At 45.7% G+C, this 18,928-nt stretch carries 21 protein-coding genes; 5 read left to right on the top strand and 16 right to left on the bottom strand.

Annotated elements, in window-relative coordinates; genetic code table 11:
• Nucleotides 1–4 precede the first annotated feature (4 nt).
• From OJ16_RS04020 to OJ16_RS03975, 10 genes are all read right to left on the bottom strand, one after another.
• Complete coding sequence (locus tag OJ16_RS04020; RefSeq protein WP_040987704.1) at nucleotides 5–1,096, bottom strand: flagellar basal body P-ring protein FlgI; 1,092 nt, start codon at nucleotides 1,094–1,096, stop codon at nucleotides 5–7.
• A gap of 50 nt (nucleotides 1,097–1,146) precedes the next feature.
• A complete protein-coding gene (gene flgH / locus OJ16_RS04015) occupies nucleotides 1,147–1,935 on the bottom strand; it encodes a flagellar basal body L-ring protein FlgH (RefSeq protein ID WP_040987702.1) in 789 nt (262 codons plus the stop codon).
• 29 nt (nucleotides 1,936–1,964) lie between these two features.
• Nucleotides 1,965–2,753 carry a flagellar basal-body rod protein FlgG gene (gene flgG, locus OJ16_RS04010; protein WP_006712360.1) on the bottom strand — a complete coding sequence of 263 codons (789 nt, stop codon included), beginning with the start codon at nucleotides 2,751–2,753 and terminating at the stop codon, nucleotides 1,965–1,967.
• A 19-nt stretch (nucleotides 2,754–2,772) separates the two neighbouring features.
• Nucleotides 2,773–3,522: a flagellar basal-body rod protein FlgF gene (flgF, locus tag OJ16_RS04005; RefSeq protein WP_040987697.1), complete on the bottom strand. Its 750-nt coding sequence runs from the start codon at nucleotides 3,520–3,522 to the stop codon at nucleotides 2,773–2,775.
• A 206-nt stretch (nucleotides 3,523–3,728) separates the two neighbouring features.
• On the bottom strand, nucleotides 3,729–5,033 hold the full coding sequence (gene flgE / locus OJ16_RS04000; RefSeq protein WP_040987695.1) for a flagellar hook protein FlgE: 1,305 nt from the start codon (nucleotides 5,031–5,033) through the stop codon (nucleotides 3,729–3,731).
• 28 nt (nucleotides 5,034–5,061) lie between these two features.
• Nucleotides 5,062–5,769 (bottom strand): flagellar hook assembly protein FlgD, encoded by a 708-nt coding sequence (locus tag OJ16_RS03995; protein WP_040987693.1) that lies wholly within the window; start codon nucleotides 5,767–5,769, stop codon nucleotides 5,062–5,064.
• 16 nt (nucleotides 5,770–5,785) lie between these two features.
• Complete coding sequence (gene flgC, locus OJ16_RS03990; RefSeq protein ID WP_040987691.1) at nucleotides 5,786–6,202, bottom strand: flagellar basal body rod protein FlgC; 417 nt, start codon at nucleotides 6,200–6,202, stop codon at nucleotides 5,786–5,788.
• Nucleotides 6,203–6,206: 4 nt separating this feature from the next.
• Nucleotides 6,207–6,602: a flagellar basal body rod protein FlgB gene (gene flgB, locus OJ16_RS03985; protein ID WP_040987690.1), complete on the bottom strand. Its 396-nt coding sequence runs from the start codon at nucleotides 6,600–6,602 to the stop codon at nucleotides 6,207–6,209.
• 173 nt (nucleotides 6,603–6,775) lie between these two features.
• A complete protein-coding gene (locus tag OJ16_RS03980; RefSeq protein WP_040987688.1) occupies nucleotides 6,776–7,603 on the bottom strand; it encodes a protein-glutamate O-methyltransferase in 828 nt (275 codons plus the stop codon).
• 10 nt (nucleotides 7,604–7,613) lie between these two features.
• Entirely contained in the window at nucleotides 7,614–8,540 is a 927-nt protein-coding gene (locus OJ16_RS03975) for a chemotaxis protein CheV (RefSeq protein WP_040987686.1), read from the bottom strand.
• A 76-nt stretch (nucleotides 8,541–8,616) separates the two neighbouring features.
• Between OJ16_RS03975 and flgA the strand changes: the two genes are divergently transcribed.
• The 3 genes from flgA to OJ16_RS03960 all read left to right on the top strand — a co-directional run bounded on the left by flgA (nucleotide 8,617) and on the right by OJ16_RS03960 (nucleotide 10,231).
• Nucleotides 8,617–9,363 carry a flagellar basal body P-ring formation chaperone FlgA gene (gene flgA, locus OJ16_RS03970; RefSeq protein WP_040987684.1) on the top strand — a complete coding sequence of 249 codons (747 nt, stop codon included), beginning with the start codon at nucleotides 8,617–8,619 and terminating at the stop codon, nucleotides 9,361–9,363.
• Nucleotides 9,364–9,478: 115 nt separating this feature from the next.
• Entirely contained in the window at nucleotides 9,479–9,790 is a 312-nt protein-coding gene (gene flgM / locus OJ16_RS03965; protein ID WP_040987683.1) for a flagellar biosynthesis anti-sigma factor FlgM, read from the top strand.
• Nucleotides 9,791–9,805: 15 nt separating this feature from the next.
• Nucleotides 9,806–10,231 (top strand): flagella synthesis protein FlgN, encoded by a 426-nt coding sequence (locus OJ16_RS03960; protein ID WP_040987680.1) that lies wholly within the window; start codon nucleotides 9,806–9,808, stop codon nucleotides 10,229–10,231.
• A 126-nt stretch (nucleotides 10,232–10,357) separates the two neighbouring features.
• Here OJ16_RS03960 and flgP read toward each other — a convergent pair whose 3' ends face one another.
• Both flgP and OJ16_RS03950 read right to left on the bottom strand, forming a co-directional pair.
• Nucleotides 10,358–10,789, bottom strand: a complete 432-nt coding sequence (gene flgP / locus OJ16_RS03955; RefSeq protein ID WP_040987679.1) for a flagellar assembly lipoprotein FlgP — start codon at nucleotides 10,787–10,789, stop codon at nucleotides 10,358–10,360.
• Between the two features lie 8 nt (nucleotides 10,790–10,797).
• On the bottom strand, nucleotides 10,798–11,433 hold the full coding sequence (locus OJ16_RS03950) for a FlgO family outer membrane protein (protein ID WP_040987677.1): 636 nt from the start codon (nucleotides 11,431–11,433) through the stop codon (nucleotides 10,798–10,800).
• 162 nt (nucleotides 11,434–11,595) lie between these two features.
• On the opposite strand from OJ16_RS03950, the gene OJ16_RS03945 reads away from it, so the two are divergent.
• Nucleotides 11,596–12,732 carry a flagellar assembly protein FlgT gene (locus OJ16_RS03945; protein ID WP_040987675.1) on the top strand — a complete coding sequence of 379 codons (1,137 nt, stop codon included), beginning with the start codon at nucleotides 11,596–11,598 and terminating at the stop codon, nucleotides 12,730–12,732.
• 406 nt (nucleotides 12,733–13,138) lie between these two features.
• A complete protein-coding gene (locus tag OJ16_RS03940) occupies nucleotides 13,139–13,645 on the top strand; it encodes a hypothetical protein (protein WP_040987673.1) in 507 nt (168 codons plus the stop codon).
• Nucleotides 13,646–13,755: 110 nt separating this feature from the next.
• On the opposite strand, the gene OJ16_RS03935 is transcribed toward OJ16_RS03940, so the two are convergent.
• The 4 genes from OJ16_RS03935 to chiP all read right to left on the bottom strand — a co-directional run bounded on the left by OJ16_RS03935 (nucleotide 13,756) and on the right by chiP (nucleotide 18,637).
• Complete coding sequence (locus OJ16_RS03935; RefSeq protein ID WP_040988774.1) at nucleotides 13,756–14,715, bottom strand: OmpA family protein; 960 nt, start codon at nucleotides 14,713–14,715, stop codon at nucleotides 13,756–13,758.
• Between the two features lie 409 nt (nucleotides 14,716–15,124).
• On the bottom strand, nucleotides 15,125–16,549 hold the full coding sequence (gltX, locus tag OJ16_RS03930; protein ID WP_040987671.1) for a glutamate--tRNA ligase: 1,425 nt from the start codon (nucleotides 16,547–16,549) through the stop codon (nucleotides 15,125–15,127).
• A gap of 207 nt (nucleotides 16,550–16,756) precedes the next feature.
• Nucleotides 16,757–17,353: a YccT family protein gene (locus tag OJ16_RS03925; protein WP_040987669.1), complete on the bottom strand. Its 597-nt coding sequence runs from the start codon at nucleotides 17,351–17,353 to the stop codon at nucleotides 16,757–16,759.
• Nucleotides 17,354–17,497: 144 nt separating this feature from the next.
• Complete coding sequence (gene chiP, locus OJ16_RS03920) at nucleotides 17,498–18,637, bottom strand: chitoporin (RefSeq protein WP_040987667.1); 1,140 nt, start codon at nucleotides 18,635–18,637, stop codon at nucleotides 17,498–17,500.
• Nucleotides 18,638–18,928: the final 291 nt, after the last annotated feature.

The raw sequence follows: 18,928 nt of genomic DNA, 5'->3' as shown, positions 1-18,928 counted from the left end.
CCTCTTAAATAATGATCAATTGACCTTCAATTGCACCGGCTTGCTTCAGTGCTTGTAAGATAGCCATCAAATCCGAAGGCGCAGCGCCAACTTCATTCACCGCTCGCACCAAATCGTCAAGCGTTAAGCCCGGTTCAAACTTAAACATTTTCCCTTGTTCTTCGGTCACTTCAATCTCAGAATCAGGCACGACAACCGTGTTGCCGCCGCCAAAAGCATTTGGCTGGCTAACGTTGAGATTTTCTTTAATCGCGACAGTCATACCACCATGGGTCACGGCAGCCGCTTTCAAGCGAACATGCTTGCCGACCACTATCGTGCCCGTACGCGAGTTCACAATGATTTTTGCCGAACCTTCTGCCGGGTCAAACTCTAGGTTTTCAACCGCCGATAGAAACGCCACGCGTTGGCTAGTATCACGCGGAGCGCGAACTTTAACTGAAGTCGCATCGACCGCTTGTGCCATTTGTGGACCAAGGAAGTTATTGACCGCGTCCGCCAAACGCTGCGCGGTGGTAAAATCAGATTCAAGCAGGTTAAACGTGATGAAGTCGCCGCGACTAAACGGGCTTGGAATTTCACGCTCCACCATCGCACCGTTTGAAATCATACCTGCGGTGGGGTTGTTGCCGACAATTTTAGAGCCATCCGCGCCCGACGCACTAAAACCACTCACGACCAAATTACCTTGTGCCACCGCGTACACTTGACCATCCAAGCCTTTCATCATGGTTTGCATCAGTGTGCCGCCGCGTAGGCTTTTGGCTGAGCCAATGGAAGAGACCGTGACATCAATACTTTGCCCTTGCTTTGAAAAAGCCGGCAATTCAGCCGTCACAAGGACCGCCGCAACGTTTTTGGTTTTAGGTTTGGTGCCTGGCGGCAATTGAATGCCGAAGTTTTGCAGCATCGCATTGAAACTTTGGTCGGTAAACGGTGTGGATTCCCCCGTTCCCGGTAAGCCTGTGACTAGACCGTAACCCACTAATTGGTTGCTCCGAACACCCGCAACCTGTGCGACGTCTTTAATACGTGCCGCTTGAGCGGAGGTGGCCATCAACAATAGTGAGGTGATGAAGAGAATGACTTTGTGCATTGCGATACCTGTAACTTAAGGCGGTGTCAAAACACCGCCTTTAAATCGAATTACAGGGATACATTGAAGAATCGTGCCAAGAATCCAGGTTCTTGCATATCTTGTTGAGTACCCGTGCCTGAATAGCGAATACGGGCGTTTGAAACGCGGGTTGAAGCGATGGTGTTATCGTAGCTGATGTCATCCGGACGAATCGTGCCGCTAAGGCGGATGTATTCATCACCGGTGTTTAGCGTTAGCCATTTTTCACCACGAATCACTAAGTTACCGTTCGCGAGCACTTCAACTACTTCAACCGTGATTGAACCAGAGATGCTATTGCTTTGATTCGCGGCCGCACTTCCGGTGAATTTATTGTCGTTTTTAAGGTTATACGAAAAATTGTAGTCGCCCATATTGAGCTGCTGCCCACCCACCTCTAATGGATCCATCGTGGCCGCATTATTTTTTGACAGATCAGCATCGGCACTTTTTGCCGCCTTAGTGCTTTCATCCATCGTCACGGTAATAATATCGCCAATACCACGAGGTTTTGAATCATTATACAAGCTGGTTACGGCTCTGGAGCTGCTCGTATTGAACAGCGATCCTGTCTCCGCAGCATAGTGCTCAGGCTCATGTTTAGGATGAATCGGTGCCCAAGCAGGATCGCCTGCCACAGGATCATTACGACCGCGTAAAGTATCAATAATGCCCGTACTATCATCGTCCGATTTATCGCCTTCAACCGCATCCACCGTGGTGGTGCCTTGTACGACATCGGGCGTTTCAATCGGCGGTTCTAACATAGTACAGCCTGACATTAACGCAATGGCAATTAGAGTTAAGATGCGATTCATTCTAGTGACCTCTTGATGCTTTCACTCAATTAGAGCTGTTGGTTCACAAAGCTCATCATCTTATCTACCGCTGAAATCACTTTTGAATTCATTTCGTAGACACGTTGCGCTTCGATCATGTTAACCAACTCTTCAGTCACGTTAACGTTTGAGGTTTCCAACATTGATTGGCGCACTTTACCAAAACCATCAAAACCCGGAACGCCTTCTTGTGGATCCCCACTGGCACCGGTTGGTAAGTACAGGTTTTGCCCCACTGGCTCTAGGCCACCTGGGTTAATAAAATCGACCGTGGTGATCTGACCAATCACTTGGTTATCTTGTTGACCACGTAAGCGCACTGAAACTTCACCGTCAGTACCGACAGTAATGCCAATCGCATCTTCAGGGATCGCAATTTCTGGCTCAAGTGAATAACCCGCGCCCGACGTTACGACGACACCTTCGTCATTAACCGTAAACTGGCCGTTACGGCTATAGCCGATGTTGCCGTCTGGCATTAGGACTTGGAAGAAACCATCGCCTTCGATCATCATGTCTAAGCTATTGGTGGTGGTTTGCGCATTACCGTTGGTGTGGACCTTTTGGGTTGCCACAACCTTTGAGCCTGCCCCAAGCATTAAACCACTCGGAAGTTCAGTATTCTGTGAAGACTGACCGCCCGCTTGGTTGATATTTTGGTAAAAAAGATCTTCAAATACCGCACGGCTTTTTTTGTAACCGATGGTTGAGGCGTTCGCCAAGTTATTTGAAATCGTTGAAATATTGGTTTGCTGAGCGTCTAAGCCAGTCTTACTTACCCATAGTGCCGGATGCATCGTTATCTCCTAAAAACTATTAGCTAGAACGAAGTAGCGTGTCAGAAGCTTTGTCCATCTCTTCCGCTGTGCTCATCATTTTGACCTGCATTTCAAATTGACGTTGAAGATCAATCAATGCCGTCATTTCACCCACCGCGTTGACGTTACTTCCTTCGATCGCCCCTTTTAGTAGCTTTACACCGGCATCGCTTTCGTATGCCACATTGGGATTTTTCGCACGAAATAGGCCGTTTACATCTTTGAATAGTGATTGGTTATCAATGCGAACCAGTTTAATGCGGTCAACGATTTCCATCGCATCAGCAGGCGCACCTTGTGGGACAACTGAGATGGTGCCATCGTTGCCAATTTCTACTTTGCTCACCGGTACAGGCAAAGTAATTGGCGCGCCACCTTCACCAAGCACTAAATTACCGCTGCCGCTGATCAATAGGCCATTGGTATCCACTTGCAGATTACCGTTGCGAGTTAAGCCTTCTGTGCCTGTTTTATCCAGCACCGAAATCCAACCATCGCCTTGGACGGTAACATCAAGATCGCGACCCGTGGTGATCACGCTGCCTTGTTGGAAGTTATGCCCCGGACGTTCGGTCATGCTGAATACGCGCGTCGGCAAACCATCGCCATACGCTTGCATTGAACGCGCTTGTGCTAAATCAGCACGAAAACCGGTGGTGCCGACGTTGGCTAAGTTGTTCGCTCTGAGCTGTAATGCCTGCATATTTTGCTTGGCACCGCTCATGGCGAGAAACAGAGAACGATCCATAACTTGCTCCAAAAATCACTATTCAGCGATAAATAAGCAATTGTTATGCCACAATAAATTATTGTTATTAATCAATATTATGCGCGCAATGAGCACTGATTTAAAATGAGATAAAAAGAGAAAGAAGGGCAAGTGGCAACGATGGCAACCAGACGTTGCCGCTCAGTTGCCATTCTAATAAAGCGCGGTGAATTCGTTTAAGAGAATTAACGAATTTGCAGGATGTTCTGTTGTAGCTGGTTGTGAACTTCTAGAGAACGGGAGTTTGCTTGGAAGTTACGTTGCGCGGAAATCAGATCCACCAGCTCTTGGGTCATATCAATGTTTGATTGCTCAAGCGAACCATTGTTGATCGTACCAAATGAACCCTTATTCGATTCACCCCAAATTTTATCGCCCGAAGCTTGGGTTGAATCCCACTGCGAGCCGCCCTTCTTATCCAGACCTTGCTCGTTAGACACTCGAACTAGGGCAACACGACCAAGAGTGATGTTCTCACCGTTAGAGTACGTCCCCAACACACTGCCGTTTTCATCAAAATCGATCTTAGTCAGAAAGCCCGTTGTAGCACCATCTTCATCAAATTTGGTTAATTCGAAAGGCGCGGCAAACTGCGTTGCTGAATCAAGACCAAAAGACAGTGTTTGGCTTGGATCTGCGCCATTCATATCGATTGGGTTGGCGCCCCCACCAATAGGGTCACTGACGATATTTTGGCCATTATTTAAGCTCGCCAACGTACCATCATTGTTGAATTTCATTGTGTGGCCAATATGGCCTTTGCCGTTATTGGCATCACCCGCGGTAATATTCAGCGGTTTTTCGCCAGCTTTATCCGTAACGGTATAGTAAGTTTGCCATGTGTTTGGCTGCGTCTGATCTTTCAAGTAGTACGTGGTCATCTTGTAAGATTGACCCATCGAGTCATAAATCGTCGATGACGTTGAGCGGTTGTAGGTATCTGGATCAGAATAATCAAACAGCGCCGGATTTTTAAGATCGCCATTGGCCGGTAGGTTGACGCCCACTTCGATGTTCGCAGTCTGCTTTGGCTTACCAAATTCAGCCGGAATGTTCAGCGGAGTTGGTTCATAAGAAAGAACGTCACCCGTATCTTGATTCACTTGATAGCCCAATAGGTATTCTTCGTTCGAAGTCACCATGTAGTTATCTTTGTTCAAGTGGAACGCACCATTACGCGTCAGCTCATTTTGCTGAGGGATCAAACGCTCTTTCGCCACAGAAAAGAAACCGGTGCCAGATACGCGCAAATCAAGCGGGTTGTTGGTGTAAACACTCGAACCTTCATGAAATTGCTGCGCCACTTTATTTGCCTGAACACCTTGACCCGCAGAGGTCTTAGAGTTGGTAAATAACGAGTTTGAATATACATCACCAAACTCTGCACGAGATTCTTTAAAACCAAACGTGTTCGCGTTTGCAATGTTGTTACTGGTGGTATTCAGATCTAACTGAGCCGCTGATAACCCGCTTAATGATACATATGACATTCTAAATTCTCCTATCTCGCTCGCGTTGCTACGCTTTGCCTACTTCAAGTACTTCAGCAAGTCGAACTGGGGATTCAAAGCCAGCCAGATTGAGTAGTACGTTTCCATCACCTTTACCAAGAAGAACACTGTTGACGTTTGCGTATGTGGATACGGCAAACTCTTGGTTCTCTCCCTCTAACAAGCCCGATGCTTTCATCTTGTACTTGCCAGTCGGCAATGAATTACCGTTCTCATCTTTACCGTCCCAAACCACACGGTTGTCGCCCGCGGTTTTTGCCCCCACTTCAAACGTTCGAACCAATTGGCCCATCTCGTTCTCTACGCGGACAAACATGTTGTCGACATTTTGTGGCAATTTCACCATTGCCGCCATCGATTTGCCGTCTTGCTTTAAGCCTGCCGCCCCTGGGACTAAGACATCCCGTCCAACGAGAGTCGAGGCTTGTAGCGCTTGGTTAGACGTCATTGAGGCGTTCAATGTGTCAAACTGATTGTTCATTTTTCCAATGCCATCAACCGTGGCAAATGAGGCCATTTGAGCAATCATCTGATCGTTGCCGACTGGCTTAAATGGATCTTGTTGAGCAAGCTGTTTGGTTAGCAACGATAAAAAGTCTTCTTGTTTAAGATCTTGTTTACCGGTTGTTCCTTCTGGCTTTTTTTGCTCTTGAAGCGCTTTAAGCTGGTCGACATAGGACAAGCCGCTTTGACCAACGTTATTAATTCCGGCCATACGTTACCCCCTATCCCTATTGACCCATCTGCAGCGTACGCAGCAGCATTTGTTTACTCGCATCCGCGACTTGAACGTTCGTTTGATATGAACGAGAAGCAGAAATCATGTTTGCCATCTCCTCCATTACGTTGACATTCGGCTTATAAATATAGCCTTCGCCATTCGCAAGAGGATGATCAGGGTTGTATTCCGCATTCAACGGTTTATCACTTTCAACAATCCCCAACACTTTCACTGGCACATTATGGTCACGACCGTATTGTGCTTTACTTAACTCAGCACCAAACACTGCATGGCGCGCTTTATACGTCTCTTTCGCTGAGCTTGAGACGCTGTCTGCGTTCGCTAAGTTGCTGGAGGTAGTATTTAGACGAACGGATTCAGCACTCATGGCAGAACCAGTCACATTGAATACGTTAAATAAGCTCATCTAATTATTCCCCTTTAATTGCTTTAGTTAAGTTCTTGAATTTACTTCCTAAGAAGTCGATTGACGCTTGGTGTCTGATTTGGTTTTGCATAAACAAGTTACGCTCTAAATCCACATCGACCGTGTTGCCGTCACCGGTGTCAGGTTGTGTTGGAAGTCGATATTGCACTTCCCCTGTCACTCTGGAAGAGGCAGGAATATGCCGACCATCAGTGCGGTTAAGACCGATACTTGCCTCTGATGTTGCCGCCTGCAATGCCTTATTAAAGTTCATGCCTTTCGCTTTGTAACCTGGCGTATTAGATTGAGCGATATTGCTGGAAATCACTTCCGCATTGCGCTCACGTACACCGACTGTATGTTGATGAACGCCTAAAGCCTTGTCAAAAGAAATAGCCATGTTTGCCTCTATATTCAGAACTGACTGTTATTGCCAATAACAAAGCAATATACGTACCAACTTTAGATGTCACACTCATCGGCATCGGGGGTTTTCTTCTCCAAACCCCGACAACCCATAATAAAAAACCCAGCCTGGGCTGGGTTCTTCAATGATAGGTGACCAAACGGCACTTACTTCAGTTTGTAGATAATACCTGGGTTACAACGCACCATTTCAAAACGATCGGTGAGACCAGTCAAAGACTCCGAAGCCCCTAATAAAAGGTAGCCACCCGGGTTTAGGCTATTGGCCATTTGATTCAGCACTTTTGACTTCATCTCAGGAGAGAAATAAATCAACACGTTGCGACAGAAAATAATATCAAACTTGCCGAGCAGCGCGTAGCTGTCCATCAGGTTTTGCGGGCGGAAACTCACCAGTCGCTTAACGTTATCTTTCACCTTCATGCGGCCTTCGCCCGCGTCTTCAAAGAAGGTGCGACGACGTTCAGGTGATAAACCACGACCCAATGCCAGGTTGTCGTACACGCCAGCGCGGCACATATCCAGCATATGAGTCGAAATATCGGTTGCCGTGATCGATACGCTTGGTAGCATTCCCGGCTTACGCATTTGTGTTTCTAGCACCGTCATCGCCATGGAATATGGCTCTTGTCCTGAAGAACTCGCCGCCGACCAAATCTTTATCGGACGTCGATTTGCGGCCACTTCAGGAAAAATCTTGTCCGCCAAAACGGTAAATGGATAACTATCACGGAACCAAAGTGTTTCGTTGGTTGTCATCGCATCAACCGCGGCAATACGAAGTTCACGGTTTCGGCCGGTCACCACATCGCGCAATAAATCCGACAGTGAAGCCAGTTTAAATTTAGTTACTAAAGGGCTTAAACGGCTGCGAACGAGATATTGCTTACTTTCACCAAGCACAATACCGCATTGGGACTCTAGAAAACGGCTAAAGTCACGATACTCTTGATCGCTTATTGTTATCGCTGTCATTCACTTCTCTTTAATTGATAAGTGCAGTCTTCACTGCATGACCAAGCTCGTCTGGGTTAAATTTCGCGATGAAAGAATTGGCTCCTACACGCTCAACCATTGCTTGGTTAAAGACACCACTCAGTGATGAGTGGAGTATTACATATAAACCTTTCAGTTCTGGATGACGGCGAATTTCGGCCGTTAAGGTGTATCCATCCATTTCGGGCATTTCAATATCTGAGATGACTAAGGCAATTTGATCATCAATCGGCCCATGAGACGCCATCTCAAGTAATTTTTCATACGCTTCTTTGCCATCTTTCACCGAGACAACTTCAAAGCCTATTGAGGTAATCGCACGCTCAACTTGCTTACGTGCCACGGTAGAATCATCGGCAATTAAAATACGACGAACCGTTGGTTTATCCATTTGCGCCTGTGCGATCTCCGCGCCAATGTTCGCATCCATGGTTTCATCAACGGGTGCAATTTCAGCCAAAATCTTTTCAACATCTAAGATTTCAACGAGTTCATTATCAATGTTGGTCACCGCGGTCAGGTAATGTGCTCTGCCTGAACCCTGAGGAGGTGGCAAAATCGCCTCCCAGTGCATATTGATAATACGCTCAACCGAAGACACCAAGAAAGCTTGAATCGAGCGGTTAAACTCCGCAATCACCACGAACGCTTTATCAATATCGGTCGTCGGTCGGCCACCAATCGCTAAACTTAAATCAATCACCGATACGGTATGGCCGCGAATATGCGCAATGCCTTTTACAAGGCGGTGCAAGTTCGGAATGACAGTCAGCTTAGGGCATTGGAGTACTTCTTTAACTTTGAACACATTAATCCCATAACGCTGACGACCCATCAGGCGAAATGTGAGTAATTCCAATCGGTTTTGACCGACGAGTTGTGTACGCTGATTCACAGAATCAAGAATACCCGTCATAAGCTCCTCTCCCTCTCAAACTTTCATACAAAAAAAGTGGTAATCTAGCACAAGCAATGAAAACTAGAGAAATCGAATGATGTATTTAAACACATCCTTTCCCCCTAATTCCAAACACCCTGTTAAGTGTTTTTTTAATCGAATAATTAAGTTTATCGGCGCGTCGCTGTTATTCTTTAGTTTTTCATCTCTATCCGCGACGCAAGAGCAGATCGCTCAAATTCAAAATGCGGCAGAACAATACATTCTCGACACCATTGAACAACCGCAAGGTGGCGCATTAGAAGCGAAATCGGCCAATATTGATAGCCGTATCTTTGCAACCGATTGTCCGATTCCTCTCATTACATCGTCAAGATCAACCAACCAAAATAGCAGTAACATTACCGTATTGGTTGAGTGCCCAGAGGATAATTGGAAAACCTATGTTTCCGTGCGTCTTAAACGCACGGGGCCTCAAGTTTCTCTGAATGTTCCGATGAATAAAGGACAAGTCATTTCGGCCCATGATGTAGGCATCAGCATGGTAGACTTGCAGCGCTTAAGGCGGCAAGGTTTTTCCACTACAAATGCTGTCATTGGAGCAAAAGTGAAGAAAAACTTACGCGTGGGTGACATTATCGAACAAAACGATATCTGCGTCGTTTGCCGTAACGATACCGTGACCATTAAAGCCGCAAAGTCAGGTATGACCATCACCACAAAAGGCGTTGCGCTGACTGACGGAGCACAAGGCGAGCAGATTAGAGTGAAAAATAGCAAATCCAATCGTATAATTGATGCAAGAGTAACCGGAATATCCGAAGTGACAGTGATATTTTAAAGAAAACTCTTTGCTATCATCATTTTCAACAATCGATGATAAATATCGCTAAAGATCTCACCCTCTCAGCCGATAGGTTGTGTACAGGATTTTCTACATGTTAAAAGGCTTTTAAATGGCAGGTATAGATAATATACGCGCAGGACAAACGCTGACGACGTCCACTCGTAACCCAGCTCGTAGTAGCGAGAGTACAACGTCGTCAACCTCCACGACCAAAACATCATACGCCCCTCAAGACGCGGTATCTTTAAGCTCTGCGGGTAAAGCGGTCGGCGAGATGCACAATAAAATGGCGAGTCAGCCGAGCTTTGATCAAGCGAAAGTAGCCTCCATTAAAGAGGCGATTGCGAATGGCTCTTACTCCGTCGATCCTGAAAAACTCGCGGATAACATGATCAAGTTTGAAAAAGAACTTGGTTTGTAAAAATAGAGAGCGTTTATGGCTGCGTTACAAGGCTTAGTTGAATTTCAACATCGCAATGCATACGATCTTTCTGAATTATTAAAGAAAGAACAGCAGGCGATTGCCCAACGGATCTCGAAAGATATTGAAGCGCTAGCTCGACAAAAAAGCACGCTCATTCTTCAATTGCAGCAAACCGATGAACGCATTGGTCGCCATCCCGATGTAGAAAGCCTGAAAACCGATCCTGAGTTAAGCCAAATCGTGGCGAATATTCATCAATTAATCGCACAGTGCCAGCACACGAACACCATTAATGGTGAAGCATTGCAGCGCGCCCAATTGAGCTTTCACAAACTCAATAATTTGATGAAACAAAGCCAAGGCAAAATAGGCATGACGTATACTGCCGAAGGCCAAACCCGCAATATTTCAACGCTAGGCACCAACCTAAAAGCATAGAGCACGCACACGCTAACGATACAGGCACCAAGCGAAACACAGTATTCAAATCGAAAAAAAGCGGCCAATCGATAGCCGCATTTTTATTGAAGAGAGAAGAGAATTAAGCGTTAAATCAACCGCGTTCTAAAATAACGTTTGCTGACGTTTTTCCGGAACTTGCTGCACCTCACCGTAACTGCGTAATTTATCCATCTTACGAATGTCTAAACGCAATTCAGTGACATATGTATCCTCAACTTTATAGCTACGCACGACTTCTGCGCCACGAATGACACCATCAACAGCCCCAGACGTAATTTCAGTTCCCAAACGTTGATCTTTAAGATCCGCACGGCCACTGACGCGCATTCCATATACCTGCTCAGCTAACTCTCGGTACGCATCAATTTTTGAAGCACGCATCGCTCGAACTTGTTTTTCATCCGTATTGCGTCCCTTTTGCTCACTGATACTGGCATAGCCAACGGCCGTCAGCCAGTCATCTGGGCGCATTTGGCTTAGAGGCTGACAACCCACCATAGACAATACAACGAATAAGAGTAGTAACTTCTTCATGGGGATTCCTATGGGCGTAAAATAACGGTATACGGTTGACGGATGGTAGGATCGGAACGAATCAACACACCATCTTGAGTACGAATCGTGTTCAGCGTATCAAGATCACGGCCAATTCGATCCGCAGGCAAAAAGCCCTGTGCAGACGCGACAACCACGCGAGATTGCATACCAACCACACGGGCATTCACCAATACGCCACCTTCTTGCCGCAGCATCGTGCCGGTCAGTACATATTCGATATCTTGCTCTTGTGCCAACTCTTTCCAGTCTCGGCTAAATGCAAAGTCGCCTTGAGAAGTCACTTGAATATTGCCCGTGGTTTTATAATCAACCACTTTAAAACCACGGCGCTGGAATTGATAAATGAAGCCTTCCGATACGGAGTTACCCAACCAGTTTGTCGCATCCATATGCTGTAAATCAACAAACGATGTCACCGCAATCGGAGTACGGGCAGAGACACTCGTGTTTGATTGCACTAACTCTTCCGTCAAGCTCTCAACAAAAAAATCAAGCGTATGTCGTGGGCTATCCATCAACATAAACTGGCTGCCCTGGTAAGGTTCTTTACCATTATAGATAGGGGCATAAGCACATGCGGTAAGGAACACCGCGGGCACTAAGGCTAACCATTTTTTCATTCTCTCATCTCCAATACATTTAGGCATAAACGCCCCACTTTTCTCTCTTTGGAAAAAGTGGAACATTCTTTGCTTTTCTCTATTGGCATACATAAAGAAACGCAATGCCAAAATCTGCTACGATTAACAAAGCAAAAACTGTACCTAATTGGTAAATAAAATATGAAAAAAATTATTATCGGCTTATTTACAACACTTTTACTCAGCACAAATGCCTCAATCGCTCATGCGGCTTGGTATGAAGTGACTGGCATGGCAACCGTCGTGTCATCGGAAGAAGCCGCGCGCCTGCACGCTTTGGAGGATGCGATCTATAAAGCCGTCAGTTTTTCTGGAGCGGACATCGGTAGTATTTCGAACCTAAAGCCACTACTAGAGAGTGAACGAAAGGAATATCAATTCACTAACCATGAAGTGCGCTACCTCTTAGTTGAAGAACAAAGAGTTCGTAAAAATGTCATGGTCGTGAAAGCCCGAATTGATATTTATCCATCGGCAACAGGTTGCCACGTCGATCAATACAAGAAGACATTTTTGGTCGGCAATATTGATTTAGCGTCACCACAACAAGCGGTAATGGGTCAAGTGTATAGCTTAGGTGATGACTTCGCCCAAGTCATCAATCGACAATTGGATCAAGAATCCTCCAGTTTTGTCTCTGTCGGCACCACCGATTTTGAGATCAATAAGCATAATCCTGAGCGCTTAAAGATGATCGCGGAAGATACCGGGGCGCAGTATATTGTTGGTGGCACTATTACCGATTTAACCGCAACCATCGACCAAAAGCTGCTCAAAGACGACACGACTAACCGCCAATTCGCGATGGAGCTGACCATTTTTGACGGGAAAACGGGCAGCGAAGTTTACACCCGTAATTACCGTGAAGTGGCGCTATGGCCATTCCCTAAAACCAGCCAAGTGGACACGCGCAGCGCTCGTTTTTGGGCCTCGACCTATGGTGAGATGATGTTACGTGTCAGTCGCAACGTGATGCTTGACCTCGAGTCTGAAGTCTCTTGCAAAATCACGTTACCTGAAATTGTTGCCAAGTGGGGAAGTACGCTCACCATGAATCTAGGTCGTATCCATGGGGTGAAAGAAGGCGACAAATTACAGCTATGGCATACCGGATCGTTTATTGATCAACGCGGCTTGCCACGCAATAAAGTCACCGCGTCTGACATCACCTTAACGGTTAGCCGCGTCTACGAGCACGATGCTGAACTACACGTTGATCAGCCAGAACTGGCCAGCAGCATTCAAATTGGCGATGTGATGCACAAGCTCATCCTGTAACCTCAATCGTTATCGCCTATTTTTAGCGCCATGATACTCATGCCCAAGAACAAAAAGGGAGCGGCAATGCCGTTCCCATCAATAAATTCGTCGCTATCTATTAAGCAATGACACTCGACCTTAGGCTCTTCTCTTATGCCACCACGGTGACGAAGCGGTTTTCACTCTGGCTTTGAGTAACACGAACACTTGTGGCCTTGTCATCCATTTCCGGGGGCTTCTCATCATCGCCCATTTATCTCGCGAACCTCAGCCCTATTCACCTTCACGCCAATCTTGTTCTGTGAGCAAAGTAGGTTCTTAAGCAATTTTTCCCGAATGAGCTATCTTTATTGAGTATTCGCACTTTAAGTGCTCGTAACAATTGCTTACCCTTTCTTTAATAACAGATATATCACTAAGACTTATGCCAAAGAGCAATCTAAAAACAAACACCGGACACCGGTTTATTTCTAAAGCGAAAACGGCCTACAAAATCCATATCCACACGCCAGAAGACACTGTGCTGCACCGCTCGGTGGGCTTTTTGAAAATTGGGGAGAAAAAAGGGCTTCAGAAAGCCATTAAGTTAAGAAATGAACTAGGCAGTCAAATGTGGGGAAAATTCTGGCGTCGCTTGCTGAAAGACCCCTACCTCATGACGCGCCTGCCTCATTCACTCGAACCAAAGATCATCTTCAAGCCAAGGCCAACGAAAGAAAGCCCTGATGCAAAAGATGAATGTTACATTGCTGCGTGGCGAAACTATGACGAAAATGGCAAGTTAATCTATCGCAGTGTCGTCTGTTCAATCAATAAACACGGTCGATTAGGCGCTTACACCAAAACCAAAAAGGCTCTATTGGAAGCCAATAAAGCCAACCTAGAGATACTGGAATTTATGGGTAGACTGATTAGTATCGACTTAAAATGATGCGACAAGACGCCCTTCACACATTCTTCGTCGATTCGTCAACACGACTCATACTGAAAACGAAAAAGCCTCGACAACTATCGAGGCTTTTCTTTATTTAGGCGCTGAATTTATTGTTGTACTTGGTACTCAAATTCAGGAACCGTAATTTCAACACGACGGTTTTGAGCGCGACCTTCTTTTGTATCATTGCTCGCGATAGGGTTATTTTCACCCTCACCGCTCACGCTAATACGGCTCGGGTCGATGCCGCGTTCAGACAGTACATTCGCAACCGATTGTGCGCGTTTCTCTGAAAGCGCTTGGTTGTATTCTGCCGCACCCGATGAATCGGTATAACCGACGACATTAACGTCTGCTTGTGGGTACGCCGCTAGCATCTGAACAAGTTCATCCAGTTTACTCGCACTTTCCGGTTTAAGCTCGGTGCTATTTAGAGCGAAGGTTTCGGTATCAAGCAGTGTCGCTTCAAATGTTTTCGTCATCACAACGACTTCGACAACTTCTTCCACCATGACTTCTTCAACAACGACAGGGGCCGCCTCTTCGCTGCCGCCAAAGTTATAGGCAAAACCAATGCTCGCGGTATTAGCAAATGCGCGCACAATATCATTATTGATGTCGGTCAGAGCTTGGTATTCCACTCGAACTGAACCATTTTCCATTACGTCATATTCAAGACCCAATGCACCTAAGAAAGACGCATCATCTTTCGATCCATAATTAACGTAGGCACCACCAAACTTACCGTAGATGTCTAGTGCATCGGTTAAGCCGATGCTTAATTTAGGCGCTAACGTAACGGCACCAACGCTGCGGTCATCAAGACCCGCACCAGAGAATTTACCCAGATAATCGTAGCCTGCTTCCAGCGCTAGATAATCGGTAAAGTTATAGCCACCAAAGATGCCTACGGAAGCTGAATCATCATCACTACTACACGCAATCCCTGCCTTGCATTCATCATCAAGCCAAGAATAACCCGCTTTTAGACCTACATACGGGTCAGCAAAAGCGACATTTGAAGTCATCATAAGTGACGCTGAGATTACCACTGCTAATTTTTTCATCATGGAAATTCCTTTAATCCATTATTTACTTGAGCAAGTAACGGGTCTAAATATTCGACACCGACTTGAGTTATCACTCCTAAAAAGCTGCCTAGAAGAATTATTTTTGTTGGCAGCAGTCACACTATAACAATTTGCTAACCACCTTAAAGGGGGAATAAGGTGCCGAAATCATTACACAATCTTCGAATCGAACCTCAACTTTGGCCGTCAGGCTAAGTAGAGTAAAGGCTGGCACACATTCGTGCATCGATTGATTCAAAAACAGAATTGTTGATTGCTTATGTAACTTCTCAACAGTGACACAAATAAAAGTAGAACAAGAAAAGTAGAAATTCCAATAAATTACGCGACGAAAAAAAACCGCAGCCCTAAGGCTGCGGTTTCAGTTTTGGTTTTTCTGTCACAATTATGCGTTTGCTTCACGCTCTGCGATGAATGCGAGTGCCATCTTGATACGAGCAACACAACGCTCTTGACCAATCAGCTGCATTACTGCGTCAACGGATGGTGATTGACCGCCGCCAGTCACTGCTACGCGCAGTGGCATACCGATTTTGCCCATACCAATTTCCAGATCAGCACATACGTCTGCAATCATTTGGTGTAGGTTTTCAGTCGTCCACTCTTCAATCGCTTCTACTTTCGCCAGTGCCGCTTCTAGAGGCTCTTTAGCCACACCACGTAGGTGCTTCTTCGCCGCGCCCGCTTCAAACTCAGAGAAATCTTCGTAGAAGTAACGGATTTGCTCAGCAAGTTCGACTAGAGTGTTACAACGCTCACCCACTAGCTTGATCACTTGCGTGATTGCTGGGCCATTTTCAATGTTTAGCGCTTGCTGATCTAGGTGCCATTGAAGGTGCTTAGCCACATGCTCAGGAGCTGAAGTCTTGATGTAGTGGTTGTTCAACCAAAGTAGCTTATCAGTGTTAAATGCAGACGCTGATTTAGAGATGGCATTTAGGCTGAAGAACTCAATCATCTCTTCTTGAGAGAAGATCTCTTGGTCACCGTGAGACCAACCTAGACGTACTAGGTAGTTATTTAATGCTTCTGGTAGGTAGCCCATATCGCGGTATTGCATTACCGATACAGCACCGTGACGCTTAGACAGTTTTGCACCATCATCGCCAAGGATCATTGCACAGTGAGCAAATGTAGGTACTGGTGCACCAAGTGCTTCGTAGATATTGATCTGACGAGGCGTGTTGTTGATGTGATCTTCACCACGGATAACGTGAGTGATTTCCATATCCCAGTCGTCAACCACTACACAGAAGTTGTACGTTGGTGAACCGTCAGTACGACGAATGATCAGATCATCCATTTGGCTGTTGCTGATTTCGATACGACCACGAATTTGGTCTTCAAATACAACTGAGCCTTCTGTTGGATTACGGAAACGGATAACACATGGATCGCCATCTTTAGCCGCTTCGTTTACTGCTTTGATCTTTGGATGGTTTGCATCGTAGCGAGCCATCTCTTTGTTTGCTTCTTGTTCTGCACGAACTTCATCAAGCAACTCTTTTGACGCGTAACATTTGTACGCTTTGTCTTCAGCAAGCAGACGATCAACCATTTCGTTGTAACGGTCAAAACGTTGAGTTTGGAAGTAAGGACCTTCATTCCACTCAAGACCTAGCCATTCCATACCTTCCATGATCGCATCAACCGCTTCTTGAGAGTTACGCTCAAGATCGGTGTCTTCGATACGCAGAACGAATTCACCTTTGTTGTGTTTAGCATATAGCCAAGAATATAGTGCAGTACGTGCACCACCGACGTGAAGGTAGCCTGTTGGGCTAGGAGCAAAACGAGTTTTAACCGTCATTTGAATTCCTTAGGGGTAAATACCACGAGAAAGCTATCTCTCGTTATTATATCAAGGATAAAAAGTGGCGACATTTTATCATCGTAAGCCAATTCTACAATCTTTGTATTACATTTCACCGATAAAGCCTTCTATACACCTTAGATGGCAAAAAGGGATGAAACGCATCTCCGTTTTCATCCCTTTAAAAATCAATCATTATGGCCACTATTTTAAATTGCTCATCGCCCATTGCATGAACGCTTGTTGATCCTCGCGGCTCAATTCATTAAAGGATGTTTTGAGCGTTTGGGTGACAACCGGCGAATCCACAATACGTTTTTGCATCACCTCTTTATTGACCGCCTGACGGTAGTCGGCCACCTCACGTTGGTAGTCACGAAAACCTTGAAGGCCACCTTTATTTAGCTGGACCATCGAAAAGCTCACCTTATTGCCATTCTCATCGGTAAGCGCTACGACCGGATTTTTCTCAAATGCTTTTGCTTCTTCAATGGTGCGAAATTTGTCGTATGTTAAGGCTAATTTCGCGTGCTCTTGCGCATCGAACGTCAACAACAGCAGCTGAGAATCAAACTTTCGACGCTTACCATCTTCAAATACAATTTGCCCAACCGTCATCGCCAGTTGATTCTCCCCATTGTCTATTTCAATCGTATTTTGCGCTGAAATTTGGGCGGGGTAGATCTCCTCACCATTGAGGACACGAGGAACCAATTCAGATTGGAGCGTGATTTGGGCTGCCAATACAGGCGCTGACATTAGGGTGCACAAGCCCAGAATAGTGATAATTTTTTTCATCATGGTCATCTCATTTGTCGCGTTCAAAGTCCGACTTTATGCCCAATCAACGTGGCGTTGCAGATTGCCAGTCAGCAGCATTGCTGCAACCTCACGTTGAACAGAGAGAAGTAAAAGGTGAAGTTCGCCCTTTATATTTCCGTCGTGTTAGAAGTAGTATTCAATACCGACAGAGAACTCATCATAATCCGCTGATTTCCAACGAGCATTCGCATTGCCGTTATCATCTAACGAGCCGTCAACAAACGTCGCGCCATCACCAAAGTCTAGGGTGCGCGCTCGAACATAAATGACTGCTGAAGGATCAACGAAGTACATCACCTGTGCAGACAACACATCATCGGAGGTGTTATCAATGGTCTTTCCATCACGCTCAAGATCGAAATTCGCCGCATAACCCAATTTGTACTGCCAGTCACCGGTGGTGTACATCAAACCCGCAGACATAGAATCTTGTTTCTCATTAACGCCGTTGCTGGCATCTGCTTCCATGTACTTGTATTGGGCAAAAAAGGAAACGCCGTTATCAAACCAACCTTGTACCCCCACGAGGTAAGTATTGTTTTCCCAAGTTTGGCCCTCTGATTCAATATTACGGTTTCCTTCATAGGCGGCATCAAACTGCAATGGACCCAGTTTATAGTGAGCCGCAATACCCCCCCAGTAATCATCGCCCTCACCTAAGCCGGCTTCATCACCTGCACCCACAGCCGCGTCGATAGAAAATTTGTCGGCAAATATTGGAGAGTCCCAACGCACTGTATTGGATTGACGATCTTGATACTTAGCGCCACCGATGGCGCCGCCCCAGTCATACACATCGCCAAGGCCTGGGTTTGAGGCTGGCCAATCAACCAATTCATACATCGGCGTTAAGACACGACCAAGTCGAACCATTCCCCACGAATCACTTTCAAAACCAACGAATGTGTCACGCTCACCAAGACCAGCGCCTTCTCCGCCAAAGCTTGGGTCAACATACCCTCCTTCGATTTGCCAAATGAACGTCGAATCTAAGTTGGCAAATTGCTTCTTCCCACGAAAGCCAATACGAGACTCATTGTTTAATTGTGAGCCACCGAGTTTGTCATCCGTGACTGAATTACCGGAGTCGTAATCGCGAAACGCGGCCTGCATCGCGATAATACCGTACACCTCATATGAGAATGAATCTTGCGTTAAAAACTTTTCCGCAGCATCACTGTCTGCACCATCGGCAAATGCAGAACCACTGAACATCATGCCGGTGATGGCCGTCGCTAATAAGCTTTTCTTTAGATAAGACATGTTTAACCCCTATATTTTTTAGTTTTTCCATTTCCAAATGCACTCACTAGGACATGGTTAGAATTCGGAAATAATTTGTGGACGGGGCAAATATGACAAAATTTTTAAATCGCAAAAAAAAATCCAAACTGGAACCTGATCCAGTTCAAAACCAGAAAACAAAATTAAATATAAATACTTAAAAAACAATTAATTATCCGACGCCACCAAAGATATAAAATAGCGTTTTTTATTGTTTTTTGCTTATAACACATTCAATTCAACCTCTCTTGTTAACCCACTCGCAACGAA

Origin of the sequence: Vibrio renipiscarius, from assembly GCF_000827885.1 — a bacterium.
GTDB lineage: Bacteria > Pseudomonadota > Gammaproteobacteria > Enterobacterales > Vibrionaceae > Vibrio > Vibrio renipiscarius.
Note: the sequence above shows the minus strand (reverse complement) of the source record. Positions and strands in the feature narration are given on the sequence as shown.

What these genes read in the sequence shown, in the direction of transcription:
- OJ16_RS03960 (WP_040987680.1), top strand. Translation starts at nt 9,806, where the DNA reads ATGGCTGCGTTACAAGGCTTAGTTGAATTTCAACATCGCAATGCATAC.
- OJ16_RS03980 (WP_040987688.1), bottom strand. Translation starts at nt 7,603, where the DNA reads ATGACAGCGATAACAATAAGCGATCAAGAGTATCGTGACTTTAGCCGT.
- flgA (WP_040987684.1), top strand. Translation starts at nt 8,617, where the DNA reads ATGATGTATTTAAACACATCCTTTCCCCCTAATTCCAAACACCCTGTT.
- flgP (WP_040987679.1), bottom strand. Translation starts at nt 10,789, where the DNA reads ATGAAGAAGTTACTACTCTTATTCGTTGTATTGTCTATGGTGGGTTGT.
- OJ16_RS03995 (WP_040987693.1), bottom strand. Translation starts at nt 5,769, where the DNA reads ATGGCCGGAATTAATAACGTTGGTCAAAGCGGCTTGTCCTATGTCGAC.
- OJ16_RS03935 (WP_040988774.1), bottom strand. Translation starts at nt 14,715, where the DNA reads ATGAAAAAATTAGCAGTGGTAATCTCAGCGTCACTTATGATGACTTCA.
- flgC (WP_040987691.1), bottom strand. Translation starts at nt 6,202, where the DNA reads ATGAGCTTATTTAACGTATTCAATGTGACTGGTTCTGCCATGAGTGCT.
- flgF (WP_040987697.1), bottom strand. Translation starts at nt 3,522, where the DNA reads ATGGATCGTTCTCTGTTTCTCGCCATGAGCGGTGCCAAGCAAAATATG.
- OJ16_RS03925 (WP_040987669.1), bottom strand. Translation starts at nt 17,353, where the DNA reads ATGATGAAAAAAATTATCACTATTCTGGGCTTGTGCACCCTAATGTCA.
- gltX (WP_040987671.1), bottom strand. Translation starts at nt 16,549, where the DNA reads ATGACGGTTAAAACTCGTTTTGCTCCTAGCCCAACAGGCTACCTTCAC.
- flgM (WP_040987683.1), top strand. Translation starts at nt 9,479, where the DNA reads ATGGCAGGTATAGATAATATACGCGCAGGACAAACGCTGACGACGTCC.
- flgB (WP_040987690.1), bottom strand. Translation starts at nt 6,602, where the DNA reads ATGGCTATTTCTTTTGACAAGGCTTTAGGCGTTCATCAACATACAGTC.
- OJ16_RS03950 (WP_040987677.1), bottom strand. Translation starts at nt 11,433, where the DNA reads ATGAAAAAATGGTTAGCCTTAGTGCCCGCGGTGTTCCTTACCGCATGT.
- OJ16_RS04020 (WP_040987704.1), bottom strand. Translation starts at nt 1,096, where the DNA reads ATGCACAAAGTCATTCTCTTCATCACCTCACTATTGTTGATGGCCACC.
- OJ16_RS03940 (WP_040987673.1), top strand. Translation starts at nt 13,139, where the DNA reads ATGCCAAAGAGCAATCTAAAAACAAACACCGGACACCGGTTTATTTCT.
- chiP (WP_040987667.1), bottom strand. Translation starts at nt 18,637, where the DNA reads ATGTCTTATCTAAAGAAAAGCTTATTAGCGACGGCCATCACCGGCATG.
- OJ16_RS03975 (WP_040987686.1), bottom strand. Translation starts at nt 8,540, where the DNA reads ATGACGGGTATTCTTGATTCTGTGAATCAGCGTACACAACTCGTCGGT.
- flgE (WP_040987695.1), bottom strand. Translation starts at nt 5,033, where the DNA reads ATGTCATATGTATCATTAAGCGGGTTATCAGCGGCTCAGTTAGATCTG.
- flgG (WP_006712360.1), bottom strand. Translation starts at nt 2,753, where the DNA reads ATGCATCCGGCACTATGGGTAAGTAAGACTGGCTTAGACGCTCAGCAA.
- OJ16_RS03945 (WP_040987675.1), top strand. Translation starts at nt 11,596, where the DNA reads ATGAAAAAAATTATTATCGGCTTATTTACAACACTTTTACTCAGCACA.
- flgH (WP_040987702.1), bottom strand. Translation starts at nt 1,935, where the DNA reads ATGAATCGCATCTTAACTCTAATTGCCATTGCGTTAATGTCAGGCTGT.